The sequence below is a fragment of the Paracoccus pantotrophus genome (genome assembly GCF_008824185.1).
GTDB classification, from domain to species: Bacteria; Pseudomonadota; Alphaproteobacteria; order Rhodobacterales; family Rhodobacteraceae; genus Paracoccus; species Paracoccus pantotrophus.
Genome location: NZ_CP044425.1, coordinates 351,090 through 365,968, shown reverse-complemented (window position 1 = coordinate 365,968; position 14,879 = coordinate 351,090). Strand labels below are relative to the sequence as shown.

The 14,879-nt window shown below is 67.9% G+C and carries 18 protein-coding genes; 11 read left to right on the top strand and 7 right to left on the bottom strand.

From position 1 onward, the window contains the following. Window positions 1–125: 125 nt before the first annotated feature. From ESD82_RS21780 to ESD82_RS09625, 3 genes are all read right to left on the bottom strand, one after another. Window positions 126–470, bottom strand: coding sequence for a GNAT family N-acetyltransferase (locus tag ESD82_RS21780; RefSeq protein ID WP_167521744.1), 345 nt, complete (start codon window positions 468–470; stop codon window positions 126–128). Further along, window positions 362–661 (bottom strand): hypothetical protein, encoded by a 300-nt coding sequence (locus ESD82_RS21775; protein ID WP_024843943.1) that lies wholly within the window; start codon window positions 659–661, stop codon window positions 362–364. The genes ESD82_RS21780 and ESD82_RS21775 overlap by 109 nt, the downstream gene beginning before the upstream one ends. A gap of 352 nt (window positions 662–1,013) precedes the next feature. Then, window positions 1,014–1,784 carry a hypothetical protein gene (locus ESD82_RS09625; RefSeq protein ID WP_147429259.1) on the bottom strand — a complete coding sequence of 257 codons (771 nt, stop codon included), beginning with the start codon at window positions 1,782–1,784 and terminating at the stop codon, window positions 1,014–1,016. Window positions 1,785–1,962: 178 nt separating this feature from the next. Here ESD82_RS09625 and ESD82_RS09620 point away from each other — a divergent pair, with 178 nt between their 5' ends. From ESD82_RS09620 to ESD82_RS09600, 5 genes are read left to right on the top strand one after another with little or no spacing between them, the layout of a single operon-like run. After that, on the top strand, window positions 1,963–2,643 hold the full coding sequence (locus ESD82_RS09620) for a phosphatidylserine decarboxylase (protein ID WP_024843941.1): 681 nt from the start codon (window positions 1,963–1,965) through the stop codon (window positions 2,641–2,643). Further along, complete coding sequence (pssA, locus tag ESD82_RS09615) at window positions 2,643–3,386, top strand: CDP-diacylglycerol--serine O-phosphatidyltransferase (RefSeq protein ID WP_028710246.1); 744 nt, start codon at window positions 2,643–2,645, stop codon at window positions 3,384–3,386. The genes ESD82_RS09620 and pssA overlap by 1 nt, the downstream gene beginning before the upstream one ends. 8 nt (window positions 3,387–3,394) lie before the next feature. Continuing rightward, a complete protein-coding gene (locus ESD82_RS09610; protein WP_024843939.1) occupies window positions 3,395–4,012 on the top strand; it encodes a class I SAM-dependent methyltransferase in 618 nt (205 codons plus the stop codon). A gap of 42 nt (window positions 4,013–4,054) precedes the next feature. Beyond that, window positions 4,055–4,444: a DUF4186 domain-containing protein gene (locus ESD82_RS09605; RefSeq protein ID WP_024843938.1), complete on the top strand. Its 390-nt coding sequence runs from the start codon at window positions 4,055–4,057 to the stop codon at window positions 4,442–4,444. Then, on the top strand, window positions 4,441–4,914 hold the full coding sequence (locus ESD82_RS09600; protein WP_123130369.1) for a YbaK/EbsC family protein: 474 nt from the start codon (window positions 4,441–4,443) through the stop codon (window positions 4,912–4,914). The genes ESD82_RS09605 and ESD82_RS09600 overlap by 4 nt, the downstream gene beginning before the upstream one ends. Before the next feature lie 359 nt (window positions 4,915–5,273). On the opposite strand, the gene ESD82_RS09595 is transcribed toward ESD82_RS09600, so the two are convergent. The 4 genes from ESD82_RS09595 to paaG form a co-directional block, all read right to left on the bottom strand. Next, on the bottom strand, window positions 5,274–5,873 hold the full coding sequence (locus tag ESD82_RS09595) for a TetR/AcrR family transcriptional regulator (RefSeq protein WP_024843936.1): 600 nt from the start codon (window positions 5,871–5,873) through the stop codon (window positions 5,274–5,276). A gap of 125 nt (window positions 5,874–5,998) precedes the next feature. After that, window positions 5,999–7,309: a phenylacetate--CoA ligase PaaK gene (paaK, locus tag ESD82_RS09590; RefSeq protein ID WP_024843935.1), complete on the bottom strand. Its 1,311-nt coding sequence runs from the start codon at window positions 7,307–7,309 to the stop codon at window positions 5,999–6,001. Between the two features lie 28 nt (window positions 7,310–7,337). Then, window positions 7,338–7,799, bottom strand: coding sequence for a hydroxyphenylacetyl-CoA thioesterase PaaI (gene paaI, locus ESD82_RS09585; RefSeq protein ID WP_024843934.1), 462 nt, complete (start codon window positions 7,797–7,799; stop codon window positions 7,338–7,340). After that, entirely contained in the window at window positions 7,796–8,584 is a 789-nt protein-coding gene (gene paaG / locus ESD82_RS09580; RefSeq protein ID WP_147429260.1) for a 2-(1,2-epoxy-1,2-dihydrophenyl)acetyl-CoA isomerase PaaG, read from the bottom strand. The genes paaI and paaG overlap by 4 nt, the downstream gene beginning before the upstream one ends. A gap of 102 nt (window positions 8,585–8,686) precedes the next feature. Between paaG and paaN the strand changes: the two genes are divergently transcribed. The 6 genes from paaN (at window position 8,687) to ESD82_RS09550 (ending at window position 14,879) form a co-directional block, all read left to right on the top strand. Further along, window positions 8,687–10,336, top strand: coding sequence for a phenylacetic acid degradation protein PaaN (paaN, locus tag ESD82_RS09575; RefSeq protein ID WP_147429261.1), 1,650 nt, complete (start codon window positions 8,687–8,689; stop codon window positions 10,334–10,336). Window positions 10,337–10,370: 34 nt separating this feature from the next. After that, a complete protein-coding gene (locus ESD82_RS09570) occupies window positions 10,371–11,516 on the top strand; it encodes an ABC transporter substrate-binding protein (RefSeq protein WP_147429262.1) in 1,146 nt (381 codons plus the stop codon). A gap of 67 nt (window positions 11,517–11,583) precedes the next feature. Then, a complete protein-coding gene (locus tag ESD82_RS09565; protein WP_011751016.1) occupies window positions 11,584–12,456 on the top strand; it encodes a branched-chain amino acid ABC transporter permease in 873 nt (290 codons plus the stop codon). After that, window positions 12,456–13,415, top strand: coding sequence for a branched-chain amino acid ABC transporter permease (locus ESD82_RS09560; RefSeq protein ID WP_147429263.1), 960 nt, complete (start codon window positions 12,456–12,458; stop codon window positions 13,413–13,415). The genes ESD82_RS09565 and ESD82_RS09560 overlap by 1 nt, the downstream gene beginning before the upstream one ends. After that, window positions 13,412–14,191, top strand: a complete 780-nt coding sequence (locus ESD82_RS09555) for an ABC transporter ATP-binding protein (protein ID WP_147429264.1) — start codon at window positions 13,412–13,414, stop codon at window positions 14,189–14,191. The genes ESD82_RS09560 and ESD82_RS09555 overlap by 4 nt, the downstream gene beginning before the upstream one ends. Continuing rightward, window positions 14,178–14,879 (top strand): ABC transporter ATP-binding protein, encoded by a 702-nt coding sequence (locus tag ESD82_RS09550; RefSeq protein WP_024843928.1) that lies wholly within the window; start codon window positions 14,178–14,180, stop codon window positions 14,877–14,879. Before ESD82_RS09555 ends, ESD82_RS09550 begins: the two co-directional genes overlap by 14 nt.

Below are 14,879 nucleotides of genomic sequence, written 5' to 3'. Positions count from 1 at the left end.
CGGCGGCATGACAGGAGCGTGGCCGTTCTGTAAAACCTTGATGAAGCTTGCGGTTCGGATCGAGGCGGGACATCGAACCGGGCGCCGGCGGCGACCCCCGATGCCCTCGGGACCAAGGCTGGCGGTCAGGAAGCCGCCGCCGCCAGGGATCGCGCATAGAGGATGCGCGCATGCGCCGCTCCGGGCGCAATGCCAATCCGTTCGAAACCGCAACGCAGCGGCAGCCGGTGAGACAGCTCTTTGGGCGCGTCCACCACGGCCACGAGCCGCCTGAGGCCGCAACCCTCTCGGGCATGATCCGCCACCGCCTCGAGCGCCCGCTTGGCCAATCCCCAACCCCACAGTTCGGGACGCAGCGCGATCACCGGCTCGACGCCGCCGCGCATGCGGGGCTCGCGCTGCAGCAGGTCGGAAACCGGCTGGAGGCCGCAGATGCCGGCAAAGGCTTGCCCGGCGTCTCCAGGGCCCACAAGCCCAGCCCCGCCTCGTCCAGCTTGCGGCTGCGCGCGAGCATGCCGGCGACCGTCTCGCGCGGCAGCACGATGTCGTCGCAGAGATATTTTCGCACCTGCGGCAGATGCAGCCGCGCGCATAGCGAGGCGAGATCGCCCGCGCGTGCCGGCCGAAGCGTCAGGCCGGGCAGCTGGATCGTCGGCTTCACGCCCTACCCTCCGGCACGGGATTGCGCTGCGGCGGGCGCAAGCATCGGTCCGTTCCGCCTCGGCAAAGGCGGTGGCATCCCAGCCCTGCTGGCGCATCCATGGCCTGCCTTCGGGAGGGGAGGCGGAAACGGCGCGGGACATTCCATGCATATCCGGTCGGATGGCGTCGAGGACCGCTTTGCCTTCCGATCATGTGCCCTGGATCATGCCTGGGTCAACAGCGAGGCGGGAGGGTGCGGCCGGTCAGGGATATGGGCCATCGGGTCGTGAAATGGATCGGCGTCATCGCCGTTCCGAAACATTCGGGGGCCCAAACCACCGCCTCGGCGCACGCATGCTTATCCCGCCCTATCATGTTCGCCCCTGGGTGAAAGGCAACGGGTGCGATGCCTCCGATATCGAAGCCTGCTGCGGGCGGTGCAGCGCCCCGGCATGCGCCCTGCCCCGTGAGGGGCACGGCAAGCAAGGCGTTATGAAGGCCCGCGGACACGCGGAAATACCCGTCGCGCCCGGCATCGGCTTCGTCCGCTTGTCCGCCCGCCTGAGGATGTCCGGCGCACTATAGGTGTCCGCGCGTGCGGCTGGCCCCCGGGAATGGCTCTCTGCCCGCAGGGCCGGCAGCTTCTCGGCCGCGGCGATATTGATCGGCCCGTCTCGCGCCTTTTCAACCGCCATCGGCGCGGCGCCTGCAGCAACAACCGTACCGCCCGCGCGAGAAGCTGGAGCCGCGGGGCTGGCCGGGTTGCGGGACAGGCTGGTCTTGGCCAAGGTGGTCGAGGCGGCGGCGCGCGCCCGTGTCGAGGAGGCCGGTTCAAGCATCAGCGCCGCGTGCCGCAGCATGCCGACTGCCACGCGTGGGTGAAGGTCGAGCGCGCCGATGACGGTGCTAAGGGGCGAATTGGAACGCCAGGACGCCGAAGCCCCAGCCGGCGTGCCGGAGGTCCAGCCGGATACCGCGACCGGCCACCGCCGCAATGTCGGCGCTTCGCCGAGGCGCCGAATGGTCCCGACGGTGTCCGACTTGCGCTCGTCGACCGGCGAGGGGATGGTCACGCCGCTGAAACGCGCGACGATTTGATGGGCATCCTTGGCGTTGCGGGCGCGCAGCCGGAACCGGGGCAAACGGGAGCCATGACGGCGGCATCTGCTTGCCCCCGCAACCGGAGGCCTGTGCCTCGGGGCGGCCGGGGGCTTGGAGGGCGGGCACAGCGGAAGCAACATGTATGGCAGGCTGCACTATTGCATGTGGTCTCAATCGCATTATGACGGACGGCGCCGATCAGCCCTTGGGGAATGCCAGATGCGCATGCGCGACACCTTCATCAAGCCGATGCATCGCGAGGGCATCCGCTTCGTGGCGGCCTTTGCCGCCGCCACCCTGCTGCTGTTCCTGATCTGGGAGCCCTTGGGCTGGATCGGGGTCGGGCTGACCGTCTGGTGCTATTACTTCTTCCGCGACCCCGAGCGGGTGACGCCGGCGCGGCCCGGACTGGTCATAAGCCCGGCGGATGGCGTCGTCTCGCTGATCGAGCCGGCGGTGCCGCCGGCCGAGCTGGGCATGGCCGACACCCCGCTGACCCGCGTCAGCGTGTTCATGAGCGTTTTCAACTGCCATGTGAACCGCAGCCCCGTGGCGGGCGAGGTGGCCGCGGTCGCCTATCGGCCGGGCAAGTTCTTCAACGCCTCGCTGGACAAGGCCAGCGTGGACAATGAACGCAACGGGTTGCGCATCCGCATGGCGGATGGGCGCGATCTGGCGGTGGTGCAGATCGCCGGGCTGGTGGCGCGGCGCATCGTCTGTTTCGTCAAGCCGGGCGACCGGCTGGCGGCGGGAGAGCGCTTCGGGCTGATCCGATTCGGCTCGCGGCTGGATGTCTATCTGCCGCCGGGCGTAGTGCCGCTGGTCGAGATCGGCCAGACCATGGTCGCGGGCGAGACGGTGATCGCCGAGCTGGGGCCGGCCGGGCAGGCGGAGGCGTGATGGACCAGCCCTCCGGCCCGCAGACCGAGTTTTCGCTGGTCCAGCTTCTGCCCAACATGCTGACCATCGTCGCGGTTTGCGCAGGGCTGACCGCCATCCGCTTCGGCGTGCAGGGCGACTACATGCCGGCGGTGCTGCTGATCATCGCGGCGGGCATCCTGGACGGCATCGACGGGCGGATCGCGCGGCTGCTGGGCTCGTCCAGCAAGATCGGGGCCGAGCTTGATTCGCTGGCCGACTTCCTGAATTTCGGCATCGCCCCGCCGCTGATCCTGTATTTCTGGGCGCTGAAGGATATTCGCGGCCTGGGCTGGATCTGCGTGCTGGTCTTTGCCGTCTGCTGCGTGATCCGGCTGGCGCGCTTCAACGTCTCCGCCAAGTCCGAGGAGGCGCAGCGCGACAGCGCCTATTTCGAGGGCATCCCCTCGCCCGCCGGGGCGCTGCTGGTGATGCTGCCGATGTATCTGTCCTTCGCCTTCGCCGACCGGCCGATGCTGCCGGGGGCGTTGATCTGCCTGCACATGGTCCTGGTCGGGCTGCTGCTGATCAGCCGTATTCCCACCTGGTCCTTCAAGACCACCCGCATCTCGCGCGAGAACGTCAAGTTCTTCCTGGTCGGCGTGGCCTTCGTCGGGGCGGCGTTGCTGACCTTCGCCTGGGTGACGCTGATCGCGCTGTGCCTGGGCTATGTCGTCATGGTCATCTGGGCCTGGATCGACCGGGAACGGCCCTCAAACCGATAGGAACGGCCATGGACATCAAATCCATCCAAGCCTCGTATTCCCGCTGGGCGCCGATCTACGACCGGACCTTCGGGGCGGCGACCAACATGGGCCGGCGCCGGGCGGTGGACTACATCAACCGCCGCGGCGGCTCGGTGCTGGAGGTGGGCGTCGGCACCGGCCTGTCGCTGGAGCATTACGGCCCGCACATGCAGGTCACGGGCATCGACTTCAGCCGCGAGATGCTGGACAAGGCCGTCGCCAAGGTGCAGCGCCTGGGGTTGAAGCAGGTGCAGGCGCTGCGGCAGATGGATGCGCGGGCGCTGGATTTCCCCGACGACCATTTCGACACGGTGACGGCGATGCATGTCCTGTCGGTGGTGCCCGAGCCCGAGCGGGTGATGGCCGAGATCGCGCGGGTCTGCAAGCCGGGCGGCAAGGTGGTCATCACCAACCATTTCGCGCGCGACCGCGGCGCCATGGCGGCGGTCGAGCGGGTCTTTGCCCCCCTGGCCAATACGATCGGCTGGCATTCCGATTTCCGCATCGAGCGGGTGCTGGGCCAGGAATCGCTGGTCCTCGAGGAACGCCGCACCCTGCCGCCTTTGGGCATGATGACCTTTCTGGTGCTGGCCAAGGCGGGCTAGGCGGGGCTTTCCGCGCCGGGACGGGACGGCTATGTCCTGGGCATGACCGATCAGGACCAGATCCTGGGCCGGCTGGCCCGGTCCGCCTTTCGCAGCCGCTTTCGCCTTGGCCGGAAGCAGCGGCGCTATGCCGACGCCAGGGGGCGCGAGACCGTCGCCGCCCATGCGCGCGACTTCATCGCCGCGCGGCTGGCACCGGTCGAGCCGCCGAACGACGGCCGCCAGACCCCGATGCGTGGCCATCCGGTCTTCATCGCCCAGCACGCCACCGCCTGCTGCTGCCGCTCTTGCCTGCAGAAATGGCACGGCATCCCGCGCGGCCGGGCGCTGGACGCCGCGCAGCAGGCGCAGATCGTCGACCTGCTGATGGCCTGGATCGACCGCGAGATGGGCTTTCGCCCGCCACCGCCGCCGGCAAGGCCCGCGGAATGAGCGGCGCCACCCCGGCCACGCAATTCCTGCTTCGGGCGCAGGTGGCCTTTCGCCCGGTTGAATACCGCTATGATCCGGGGTCCGAGCGCGTGGCGCTGCAAGCGGCCGAGGCCATCGGCCTGCCGCCCGCCCGGCTGCTCAAGACGCTGATGGTCGAGGTGGACGGCCGCCCCGCCTGCGCGGTCCTGCCCGGTGATCGCAGCCTGTCGATGAAGCGGGTGGCGGCGGCATTCGGCGGCAAGTCGGCGGCGATGATGCCGCCCGCCAAGGCCGAGCGGCTGACCGGCTATCATACCGGCGGCATCAGCCCCTTCGGCCAGCGCCGCCCGGTGCCGGTGGCCTTCGAGGCCGACGCCATGGGCTTTGACGAGGTGGCGATCAACGGCGGCAGGCGCGGGCTGTTGCTGCTGCTGTCGCCGCGCGATGCGCTGGCCGCGCTGTCGGCCAAGGCGGCGGTGTTGTCCGCCTAGCCCCCGCAATCGCCATTCACCTTAGCCAGCTGCTGGTGGCTGCGAGAAGGTCGCGGCCATTGAAGGGGATGGTCCTGCGGTCGTAGCGGGTAGGGCGGAAGTGTCTGGGTCTGTTGAAGCCGCGTTCGATGCGGTTTCTGTCGTTCGCAAACAGACGGCTATCGTTCCCGGTCCGGCCCGGATCGCCTGCCTTTCCGGGCAGATGCGACACGATCCTCTCCCATTGGGCGTGGCTCAACGCCGAGCGCTTCGTGGCCATACTGAACCCCGTGTCATCTCGGGATGTCCAGTGAACCGCTCAATTCCACCCAAGGAAATCCTGAACGTCGATCCGCCCTGGGACACCCTGCAAGGGGACTTCAGCGGACCGCCTTGATCCCTTCCAGGATCAGGGTCGTCGCCACATCGGCGTAATCCTCGCGGGTGATGCGGCCGCCGTCGCGGAACCACATGTAGACCCAGTTCATCATCCCGAACAGCGACATGGTCACGGGGGTCAGCAGCGGGCGCTGCGGATCGTCCAGGTCGGGGTTGATCTCGCGCAGGACGGCGGCGAAGCGCTTGACGATGCGGCGCTCGACGCCCAGGATCTCGGCCTTCTGGTCGTCGCCCAGGGCCGGGGTGGCGTTCAGCTGCACCTTGTGCTGGTTGTCCGCGCCGCGATAGCGTTCCAGCACTGTGCCGACCAGCCGGCGCAGGCGCTGCTGCGGCGGCAGGGTCGGATCGTCCGCCTCTTCGATGGCGGCTTCCAGCTCTTCCAGATGGGTAATGATGATGGCGAAGATCAGCGCGTCCTTGCTGGGATAATAGTGGTAAAGCAGCGCCTTGGAGACCTGGCTGTGGGTGGCGATCTGCGCCATGGATGCCTTTTCCATGCCCAGATCGGCAAAGACCTCGGCCGCCTTGTCCAGAAGGCCGCGCTGCTTTTCCTCGAAATCCGCTGCCCGTGTCCGAGCCATGCCATTCCTCATCAGATCATTTGTTCGCCCGCGGTCGGGAGGCGAGAAAAACAAGGGGGCACATGGCCCCCTAACGACTTAGCGGGTTTGCGACCGCGCGTCATATTGGTTGCCGCGTTGCGGCATCATGTCTTGGGCCGATTGTCAAGCACCCGCTTGGCCTTGCCCTCGGAACGGGCAATGGCGTTGGGATCCTTGACCTCGATCCGGGTCGAGACGCCGACCACGCTTTTGATGTGATGCGCCAGTTCCTTGGCGGAATGGGCGCGGGCGGATTCGTCGGTCATTTCGGGCGCGCATTCGACATGCACGGTCATGCTGTCCATCCGGCCCGAGCGGGTCAGCTCGATCTGGAAATGCGGCGCCAGACCCTTGCATTTCAGGATCTGCTCCTCGATCTGGGTCGGAAAGACGTTGACGCCGCGCAGGATGATCATGTCGTCGCTGCGGCCGGTGATCTTCTCGATCCGGCGCATCGAGCGCGCGGTGCCGGGCAAGAGCCGGGTCAGGTCGCGGGTGCGATAGCGCACCATCGGCAGCCCTTCCTTGGTCAGCGTGGTAAAGACCAGCTCGCCGATCTCGCCGTCGGGCAGCACCTCGCCCGTGACCGGGTCGATGATTTCCGGGTAGAAATGATCTTCCCAGATATGCAGCCCGTCCTTGGTCTCGACGCATTCCATGGCGACGCCGGGGCCCATGACCTCGGAAAGGCCGTAGATGTCGACGGCGTGCATGTCGAAGGCTTCCTCGATCTCCTGGCGCATGGCGTTGGTCCAGGGCTCGGCGCCGAAAATGCCGATCTGCAACGAGGACTCGCGCGGGTCCAGGCCCTGGCGGCGGAACTCGTCCAGGATCGACAGCATGTAGCTGGGCGTCACCATGATGATGCGCGGCTTGAAGTCGTCGATCAGCGTCACCTGCCGCTCGGTCATGCCGCCCGAGATCGGGACCACGGTGCAGCCCAGCCGCTCGGCCCCGTAATGCGCGCCGAGGCCGCCGGTGAACAGCCCGTAGCCATAGGCGTTGTGCAGGATGTCGCCCGGCCGGCCGCCGGCGGCGCGGATCGAGCGCGCGATCAGGTTCGCCCAATGGTCGATGTCGGCCTGGGTATAGCCCACCACGGTCGGCTTGCCGGTGGTGCCGGACGAGCCGTGGATGCGCACCAGCTTGGACTGCGGCACGGCGAACATGCCGAAGGGATAGGTGTCGCGCAGATCCTGCTTGGTGGTGAAGGGGAATTTCGCGATATCCGCCAGCGATTTCAGATCCTCGGGATGGACGTCATGCTCGATGAAGCGGTTGCGATAGAAGGGCGAATTTTCGAAGGCGTGCTTCAGCGACCGCTTCATGCGGTGGAATTGCAGGGCCTCGATCTCGTCGCGCGAGGCGATCTCGATCGGGTCCAGCTCTTTCCTTTCGGGCGCCAGTGGGTGCATGGATTCCTCCCCTTGCGATGGGTTGCGGTCAGGGCTCGACCGGCAGATGGGTGCCTTTGACGGTGCGGGAGTGGCCGCGGAACTCGGCCACATGCGCACCGTCCTGGTTGGTGATGCGGATGTCGTAGATGCCCGAGCGGCCGCGGCGCGAGACCTCGCGCGCCTGGGCCGTCAGCCGGTCGCCGATGCGGACGGGCAGCAGGTAGCTGATCGAGCAGTGCTGCGCCACGACCAGCTGGTTGTAGCTGTTGCAGGCAAAGGCGAATGCGCTGTCGGCGAGCGTGAAGATATAGCCGCCGTGGCAATTGCCGTGGCCGTTCGACATGGCCTCGGTGATGGTCATGGAAAGCGTGGCCTCGCCGGGCGCGATATGGTCCAGGCTCATGCCCAGCCGCTGGCTGGCGGAATCGTCGTTCCACATCGCATGGGCCGAGGCTTCGGCCAGTTCCTGCGCGGTCATCTGGGCCACAGGCTTGGTCATGTCGTTCATTGTCCCCTGAACTCCGGCCGGCGTTTCTCCAGGAAGGCGGTGACGCCCTCGGCGTAATCGGCGCTGCGGCCTGCCTGCCGCTGGCAGTCGCGCTCCATGTCCAGCTGCGCGTCCAGGCTGTTGGTGGCGGCCGCCTGGATCAGCCGCTTGGTCAGACCCAGGCCCAGTGTCGGCCCGGCGGCCAGTGATTTCGCCAGCGCCCCGGCCTCGTCCATCAGCGCCGCGTCCTCCACGGCCTTCCAGATCAGGCCCCAGTCCGCGGCTTTTTCCGCCATCAGCGGCTCGGCCGTTAGGGCCAGCGCCTTGGCGCGCGGCTCGCCCAGGATACGGGTCAGGCTGAAGGTGCCGCCGGCATCGGGGATCAGGCCGATCTTCGCAAAAGCCTGGATGAACTTCGCCGATTTCGCCGCCAGCACGATGTCGCAGGCGAAGGCGATATTCGCCCCGGCCCCGGCCGCAACGCCGTTGACCGCGCAGACCACCGGCTTTTCCAGCGCCCGGATCAGCCGCAGCGTCGGGTTGTAGAAGGTCTCGAGCGTCTGGCCCAGGTCGGGGGCGGGGCCGCCCTTGCGCGGGTCGCGGTCGCCCAGATCCTGCCCGGCGCAGAAGCCGCGCCCGGCGCCGGTCAGCAGCAGGGCGCGCACCGCCGCATCGTCATGGGCGCGCTGGATCCCGGCGCGCAGTGCCCGGTGCATCTCTTCGTTGAAGGAATTCAGCTTGTCGGGGCGATTGAGCGTCAGCGTCAGCACGCCATCGGCCAAGGCCGCCAGGACGGTTTCCGTCATCGGTAAAACTCCCATGCCCCGGCAACCGGGGCTCCCTGAAAATTTTTGTTGCATAAACCGACCGGCCGGTCAATGATAATCTGGCAAGTGAGGGGGAACACCGTGACAGAATTTTTCGACCGCCATCGGCCGATGCTGGACGCTGCGCTGGATGCCCTGCGCCAGCGTGCATTCTGGAGCCCGTTCCCCGAGATTCCAAGCGGCAAGATCTATGGCGAATCGGCGCGCGAGGAGGGCGAGACCGGCTTCGCCGCCCTGCGCAATGCCGGCTTCGAGCTGCCGGGACACCCGAATCAGCGCCGGCTGGGTGCCGAGGTCTCGCCCTTTGGCGGTGCCTTGGGGATCACCTATCCGGCCGCCGATGCCGCGACGCTGATCGCGGCGGCACAGGCGGCGCAGCCGGCGCTGGCCGCGGCCAGTCCCGAAGCGCGGGTGGGCGCCTGCCTCGAGGCGCTGGTGCGGCTCAACCGCATCAGCTTCCTCATCGGCCATGCCACCATGCACACCACGGGGCAGGCTTTCGCCATGGCCTTCCAGGCGGGCGGGCCGCATGCGCAGGACCGCGGGCTCGAGGCGGTGGCGATGGCCTGGGACGAGATGACCCGATTCGCCCCGCAGGCGCGCTGGGAAAAGCCGCAGGGCAAGGCGGCGCCGATCGTGCTGGAAAAGCATTGGTCGATCGTGCCGGCCGGCCTGTCGCTGGCCATCGGCTGCAACACCTTCCCGACCTGGAACTCTTATTCCGGGATCTTCGCCAGCCTCGCCACCGGCAACCCGGTGATCGTCAAGCCGCATCCCGCCGCCATCCTGCCGCTGGCGCTGACCGTCCGCGTGCTGCGCGAGGTGCTGGCCGAGGCCGGGCTGCCGGCCGATTCGGTGCTGCTGGCCGTGGACGAGCGCGGGGCCGAGATCACGCAGGATCTGGCCACCCACCCGGCGGTGCGGCTGATCGACTATACCGGCTCGGCCGCCTTCGGCGACTGGCTGCGCGGCCACGCGACCCAGGCGCAGCTGTTCACCGAGGAGGCGGGCGTCAACACCGTCACCATCGCCGCCACCGACGATCTCGCCGGCATGTGCGCCAATCTGGCCTTTTCGCTGGCGCTTTATTCCGGGCAGATGTGCACTGCGCCGCAGAACATCTATGTCCCGGAAGGCGGCATAGACACCGACCAGGGCCGCAAGAGCTTCGACGAGGTCGGGCTGGCGCTGGCCGCGGCCATCGACGCATTGCTGGCCGACCCGGCCCGCGCGGCGGGCATCTGCGGCGCCATCGCCAACCAGGCCACGCTGGAGCGGGTGCAGCAGGCGCGCGGGCTGGGCCGGGTGCTGCGCGATTCGGCGCCGCTGGGGCAGGGGCGCACCGCCACCCCGCTGCTCTTGGCGCTGCGGGACGGCGATCCGGCCTGCGAGCGGGAATGCTTCGGCCCCATCGCCTTCGTCATCGCGGTGAAGGACGCCGATGCCGCCATCGCCCGCGCCGCCGATCTGGCGCGGCGCAAGGGCGCGATCACCGCCGCGCTCTACGACCGGGACGAGGTGCGCATTGCCCGCGCTGCGCAGGCCTTTGCCGCGGCCGGAGTCAACCTGTCGGTGAACCTGACCGGCAATATCTATGTCAACCAGTCGGCGGCCTTCAGCGATTTCCATGTCACCGGGGCCAACCCGGCGGGGAATGCCTGCCTGACCGACACCGCCTTCGTCGCCAGCCGGTTCCGGCGCGCCATGTGGCGCCGGCCGGCCGCGGCCTGACCAAGTCAACTAGTTCTCTGGGAGGAGACGAACCATGAAAAAGACCCTGACGACGACCGTTCCGGCCGCGCTGATCGCGCTTGGCCTGGCCTCTGCCGCCAGCGCCGAGATCAAGATCGGCGCCTCGGTTTCCGCGACCGGGCCGGCCGCCTTCCTCGGCGACCCCGAGGCCAAGACCCTGCAGATGCTGGTCGAAGAGCTGAACGCCAAGGGCGGCATCAACGGCGAAGAGATCGCGCTGGTGCTTTACGATGACGGCGGCGACGCCAACAAGGCGCGCACCTTTGCCACCCGCCTGATCGAGGATGACGAGGTGCAGGCCATCATCGGCGGCACCACCACCGGCACCTCGATGTCGATCCTGGCCGTGGCCGAGGATGCCGAGATCCCCTTCATCTCGCTGGCCGGTGCCATCGACATCATCCAGCCGGTCAAGCCCTTTACCTTCAAGACCCCGCATACCGACCGCATGGCCTGCCAGAAGATCTTCGAGGACATGCAGAAAAGCGGCATCCAGAAGATCGGCATGATCTCGGGCACCGACGGTTTCGGCGCCTCGATGCAGGCGCAATGCAAGGACGTGGTCGGCGAATACGGCATCGAGATCGCCGCGGACGAGACCTATGATCCCAAGGACGCCGACATGACGGCGCAGCTGACCAAGATCCGCAACACCGATGGCGTGCAGGCGGTGCTGAACCCCGGCTTCGGCCAGGGCCCGTCCATCGTGACCCGCAACTATCGCCAGCTGGGCATCGAGCTGCCGCTTTACCAGTCGCATGGCGTCGCCTCGGACGGGTTCATCGAGCTGGCCGGCAAGGAGGCCGCCGAGGGCGTGCGCCTGCCCGGCACCGCGCTGCTGGTCGCGGACCTCTTGGCCGAGGACGATCCGCAAAAGCCGGTGGTGACGGCCTACAAGGCCGCCTATGAGGGCAAGTTCAAGGAGCCGGTCGGCACCTTCGGCGGCTATGCCCATGACGGTTTCGCCCTGCTGGTCGATGCGGTGACGCGCGCCGGCTCGGCCGAGCCCGAGGCGATCCGCGACGCGCTGGAGCAGACCTCGGGACTGGCGGGCACGACCGGCATCTATACCATGTCGCCCGAGGACCATCTGGGGCTGGACCTGTCGGCCTTTCGCATGCTGGAGGTCAAGGACGGCAGCTGGTCCATCGTCGAATGACCCCGTGCGGTCCCCGCAGGGGGACCGCTTCCGCCCGCTCGGGAGAGCCCAGCCAGAGAGCCTCGGCATGTCTGAACTTCTGCAATTCCTGTTTTCAGGGCTGACGGTGGGCGCGGTCTATGCGCTGGTCGCCCTTGGTTTCACGATCATCTACAACGCCTCGGACGTGGTGAACTTCGCCCAGGGCGAGTTCGTCATGCTGGGCGGCATGATCACATGGTTCGCCCATGCCGCCGGCCTGCCGCTGCCGCTGGCGGCGCTGATCGCCATCGTCGCCACCGCGGCGCTGGGGGTCGCCATCAACAAGCTGGCCATCGAGCCGGCGCGCGGCGCGCCGGTCGTGTCGCTGATCATCATCACCATCGGCGCCTCGGTCTTTCTGCAAGGCGCGGCGCAGCTGGTCTTCGACAAGCAGATCCACAGCTTCCCGGCCTTTTCCGGCGACACGCCGCTGCGCATCGGCGGTGCGACGATCCAGCCGCAAAGCCTGTGGGTGATCGGCGGCGCGCTGGTGGTCTTTGCCGGGCTGTGGCTGTTCTTCACCCGCACGCTTCTGGGCCGGGCGGTGCTGGCGACCTCGAACAACCGGCTGGCGGCGCAGCTCGTCGGCATCAACACCAATTTCGTCATGACGCTGTCCTTCGCGCTGTCGGCCGGGATCGGCGCCCTGGCCGGGGTGCTGGCCACGCCGATCACGCTGACCGCCTATAACGTCGGCATCGGCTTTGCGCTGAAGGGCTTTGCCGGCGCCATGCTGGGCGGCATGGGCAATCCCAAGGGCGCGCTGGCCGGCGGCTTCCTGATCGGGCTGATCGAGGCGCTGACCGCGGGCTACCTCTCCTCGACCTACAAGGAGGCCGCGGCCTTCGTGGTGATCCTGCTGGTGCTGTTCTTCATGCCCCAGGGCCTGTTCGGCCGCAAATCGACGGAGCGGGTGTGATGCCGAGACTGACCGCCAAATCCGCCACGCTGCTGGTGCTGGCCGCGCTGATCGCGGTGACGCCCTTCTTCTTTCCCTCGGGCTATTACTACCGGGTCGGCGCGCTGATCTTCGTCAACGGGCTGGCCGTGACCGGCATCGTGATCCTGACCGGCTATGCCGGGCAGATCAGCCTGGGCCATGCCGGTTTCGCCGGCATCGGCGGCTATGCCTGCGCCTTGGCGCCGACGCATCTGGGCCTGCACCCGTCGCTGGCCGTGGTGCTGGGTGCGGCGATCTCGGGCGTGCTGGCCTATCTGGTCGGCCGGCCGATCCTGCGGCTCAAGGGCTATTACCTCGCCGTGGCCACGCTGGGCTTCGGCATCCTCGTCTCGATGGTGCTGAACAACGAGCGCCAGCTGACCGGCGGCCCCGACGGCATCGCGGTGCCCGAGCTTGGCCTGCGCGGGCTGCTGAAAGACTGGGGGCTGGACCTGACCAACGGCCAGTTCTGGTATTTCTTCTGCGGGCTCGTGCTGCTGGCCGGCGCCTGGCTGGCGCTGAACCTGTATCAAAGCCCCAGCGGCCGGGCGCTGCGCGCGCTGCACGGATCCGAGATCGCCGCCGGCACCGTCGGTATCGACGTGGCGCGGGTCAAGCTGCAGGCCTTCGTCATCTCGGCGGTCTATGCCTCGGTCGCGGGCTCGCTGGTGGCGTTGCAGAACAAGTTCATCACCCCCGATGTCGCCGGCTTCATGCATTCGATCGAGATGGTGACCATGGCCGTGCTGGGCGGCGCCGGTTCGGTGCTGGGCGCGATCTTCGGCGCCGGCATCCTGACGCTGCTGCCGCAGGTGCTGACCGTCTTTGCCGAATACGAGCAGCTGGTGCTGGGCCTGGTGATGATGCTGGTGATGATCTTCCTGCGCGAGGGGCTTTTGCCCTCGGTCCTGCGCAAGCTGAGGGGGAGGGAGGAATGACGCTGCTTTCGGTCGAAGGTCTGGGCATCAGCTTCGGCGGCATCAAGGCCGTGAACGATGTCAGCTTCAAGGTCGAGCCGGGCGAGATCGTCTCGGTCATCGGCCCGAACGGTGCCGGCAAGACCACGCTGTTCAACATGATCTCGGGCGTCTACCAGCCCGGATCGGGCCGCGTCGTGCTGGAGGGCGAGGACGTGACCGGCATGGCGCCGTTCCGGCTGGCCAGCCGCGGCATGTCGCGCACCTTCCAGAACCTGCAAATCTTCCAGAACATGACGGTGCTGGAAAACGCCATCTCGGGCTTTCACCTGCAGGAGCGGGGGCCGGTGCTGGCCGACCTGCTGCACCTGCCCGCCTCGCGCCGCCGGGCGCGGGCGGCCGATGCGGGCGCGCGCGCGCTTCTGGCCCGGGTCGGGCTGGAGCGGGCGGCGGATCGCGAGGCGGGGAACCTGTCCTATGGCTCGCTCAAGCGGCTGGAGATCGCCCGCGCGCTGGCGATGAAGCCCAAGGTGCTGCTGCTCGACGAACCCGCCGCCGGCTGCAACGCCGTCGAGACCGAGGAGATCGACCACCTGATCGCCGAGGTCGCGGCATCCGGCACCGCCATCCTGCTGGTCGAGCACGACATGAAGATGGTCATGCGCATTTCCAGCCATATCGTGGTGCTGGACCATGGCGAGAAGATCGCCGAGGGCGCGCCGGCCGAGGTCAGCCGCAACCCGGCGGTGATCGCCGCCTATCTGGGAACCGAGGAGGGTGCCGATGCTGACGGTTGAGGGCTTGCGCTCGCGCTATGGGCGCATCGAGGTCTTGCACGGCATCGACCTGCATGTCGATTCCGGCGAGATCGTCACCGTGGTCGGCGCCAACGGCGCGGGCAAGACCACGCTGCTGCGCTGCCTCTCGGGCGTGCAGCCGGTCTCGGCCGGGCAGATCACCTTCCGGGGCGAGCCGCTGGCCGGGGTGCCGGCGCATCGCCGCCCGGCGCGCGGGCTGACGCAATCGCCCGAGGGCCGGCAGATCTTCACCAACCTCACGGTCGAGGAGAACCTGCGCCTCGGCGCCTTCCTCTACAGCGACGACCGGGTGGAAAAGGACATGCAGGACGCGTTCCAGATGTTCCCGATCCTGCGCGAAAAGCGCAACCTGGCGGCCGGAGGGCTGTCGGGCGGCCAGCAGCAGATGCTGGCCATGGCGCGGGCGCTGATGGGCCGGCCGTCCTGCCTGCTTCTGGATGAGCCCTCGATGGGCCTGGCGCCGATCATCGTCCAGCAGATCTTCGACGTGGTCAGCGGGCTCAAGGCGCTTGGCGTCACTGTGCTGCTGGTCGAGCAGAACGCCTTCGGCGCCTTGAAGATCGCCGATCGGGGCTATGTCATGGAAACCGGCCGCATCACAATGCAGGGACCGGCGGCGGAACTGATCGCCGATCCGCGCATCCGCGAAGCCTATCTGGGGATCTGA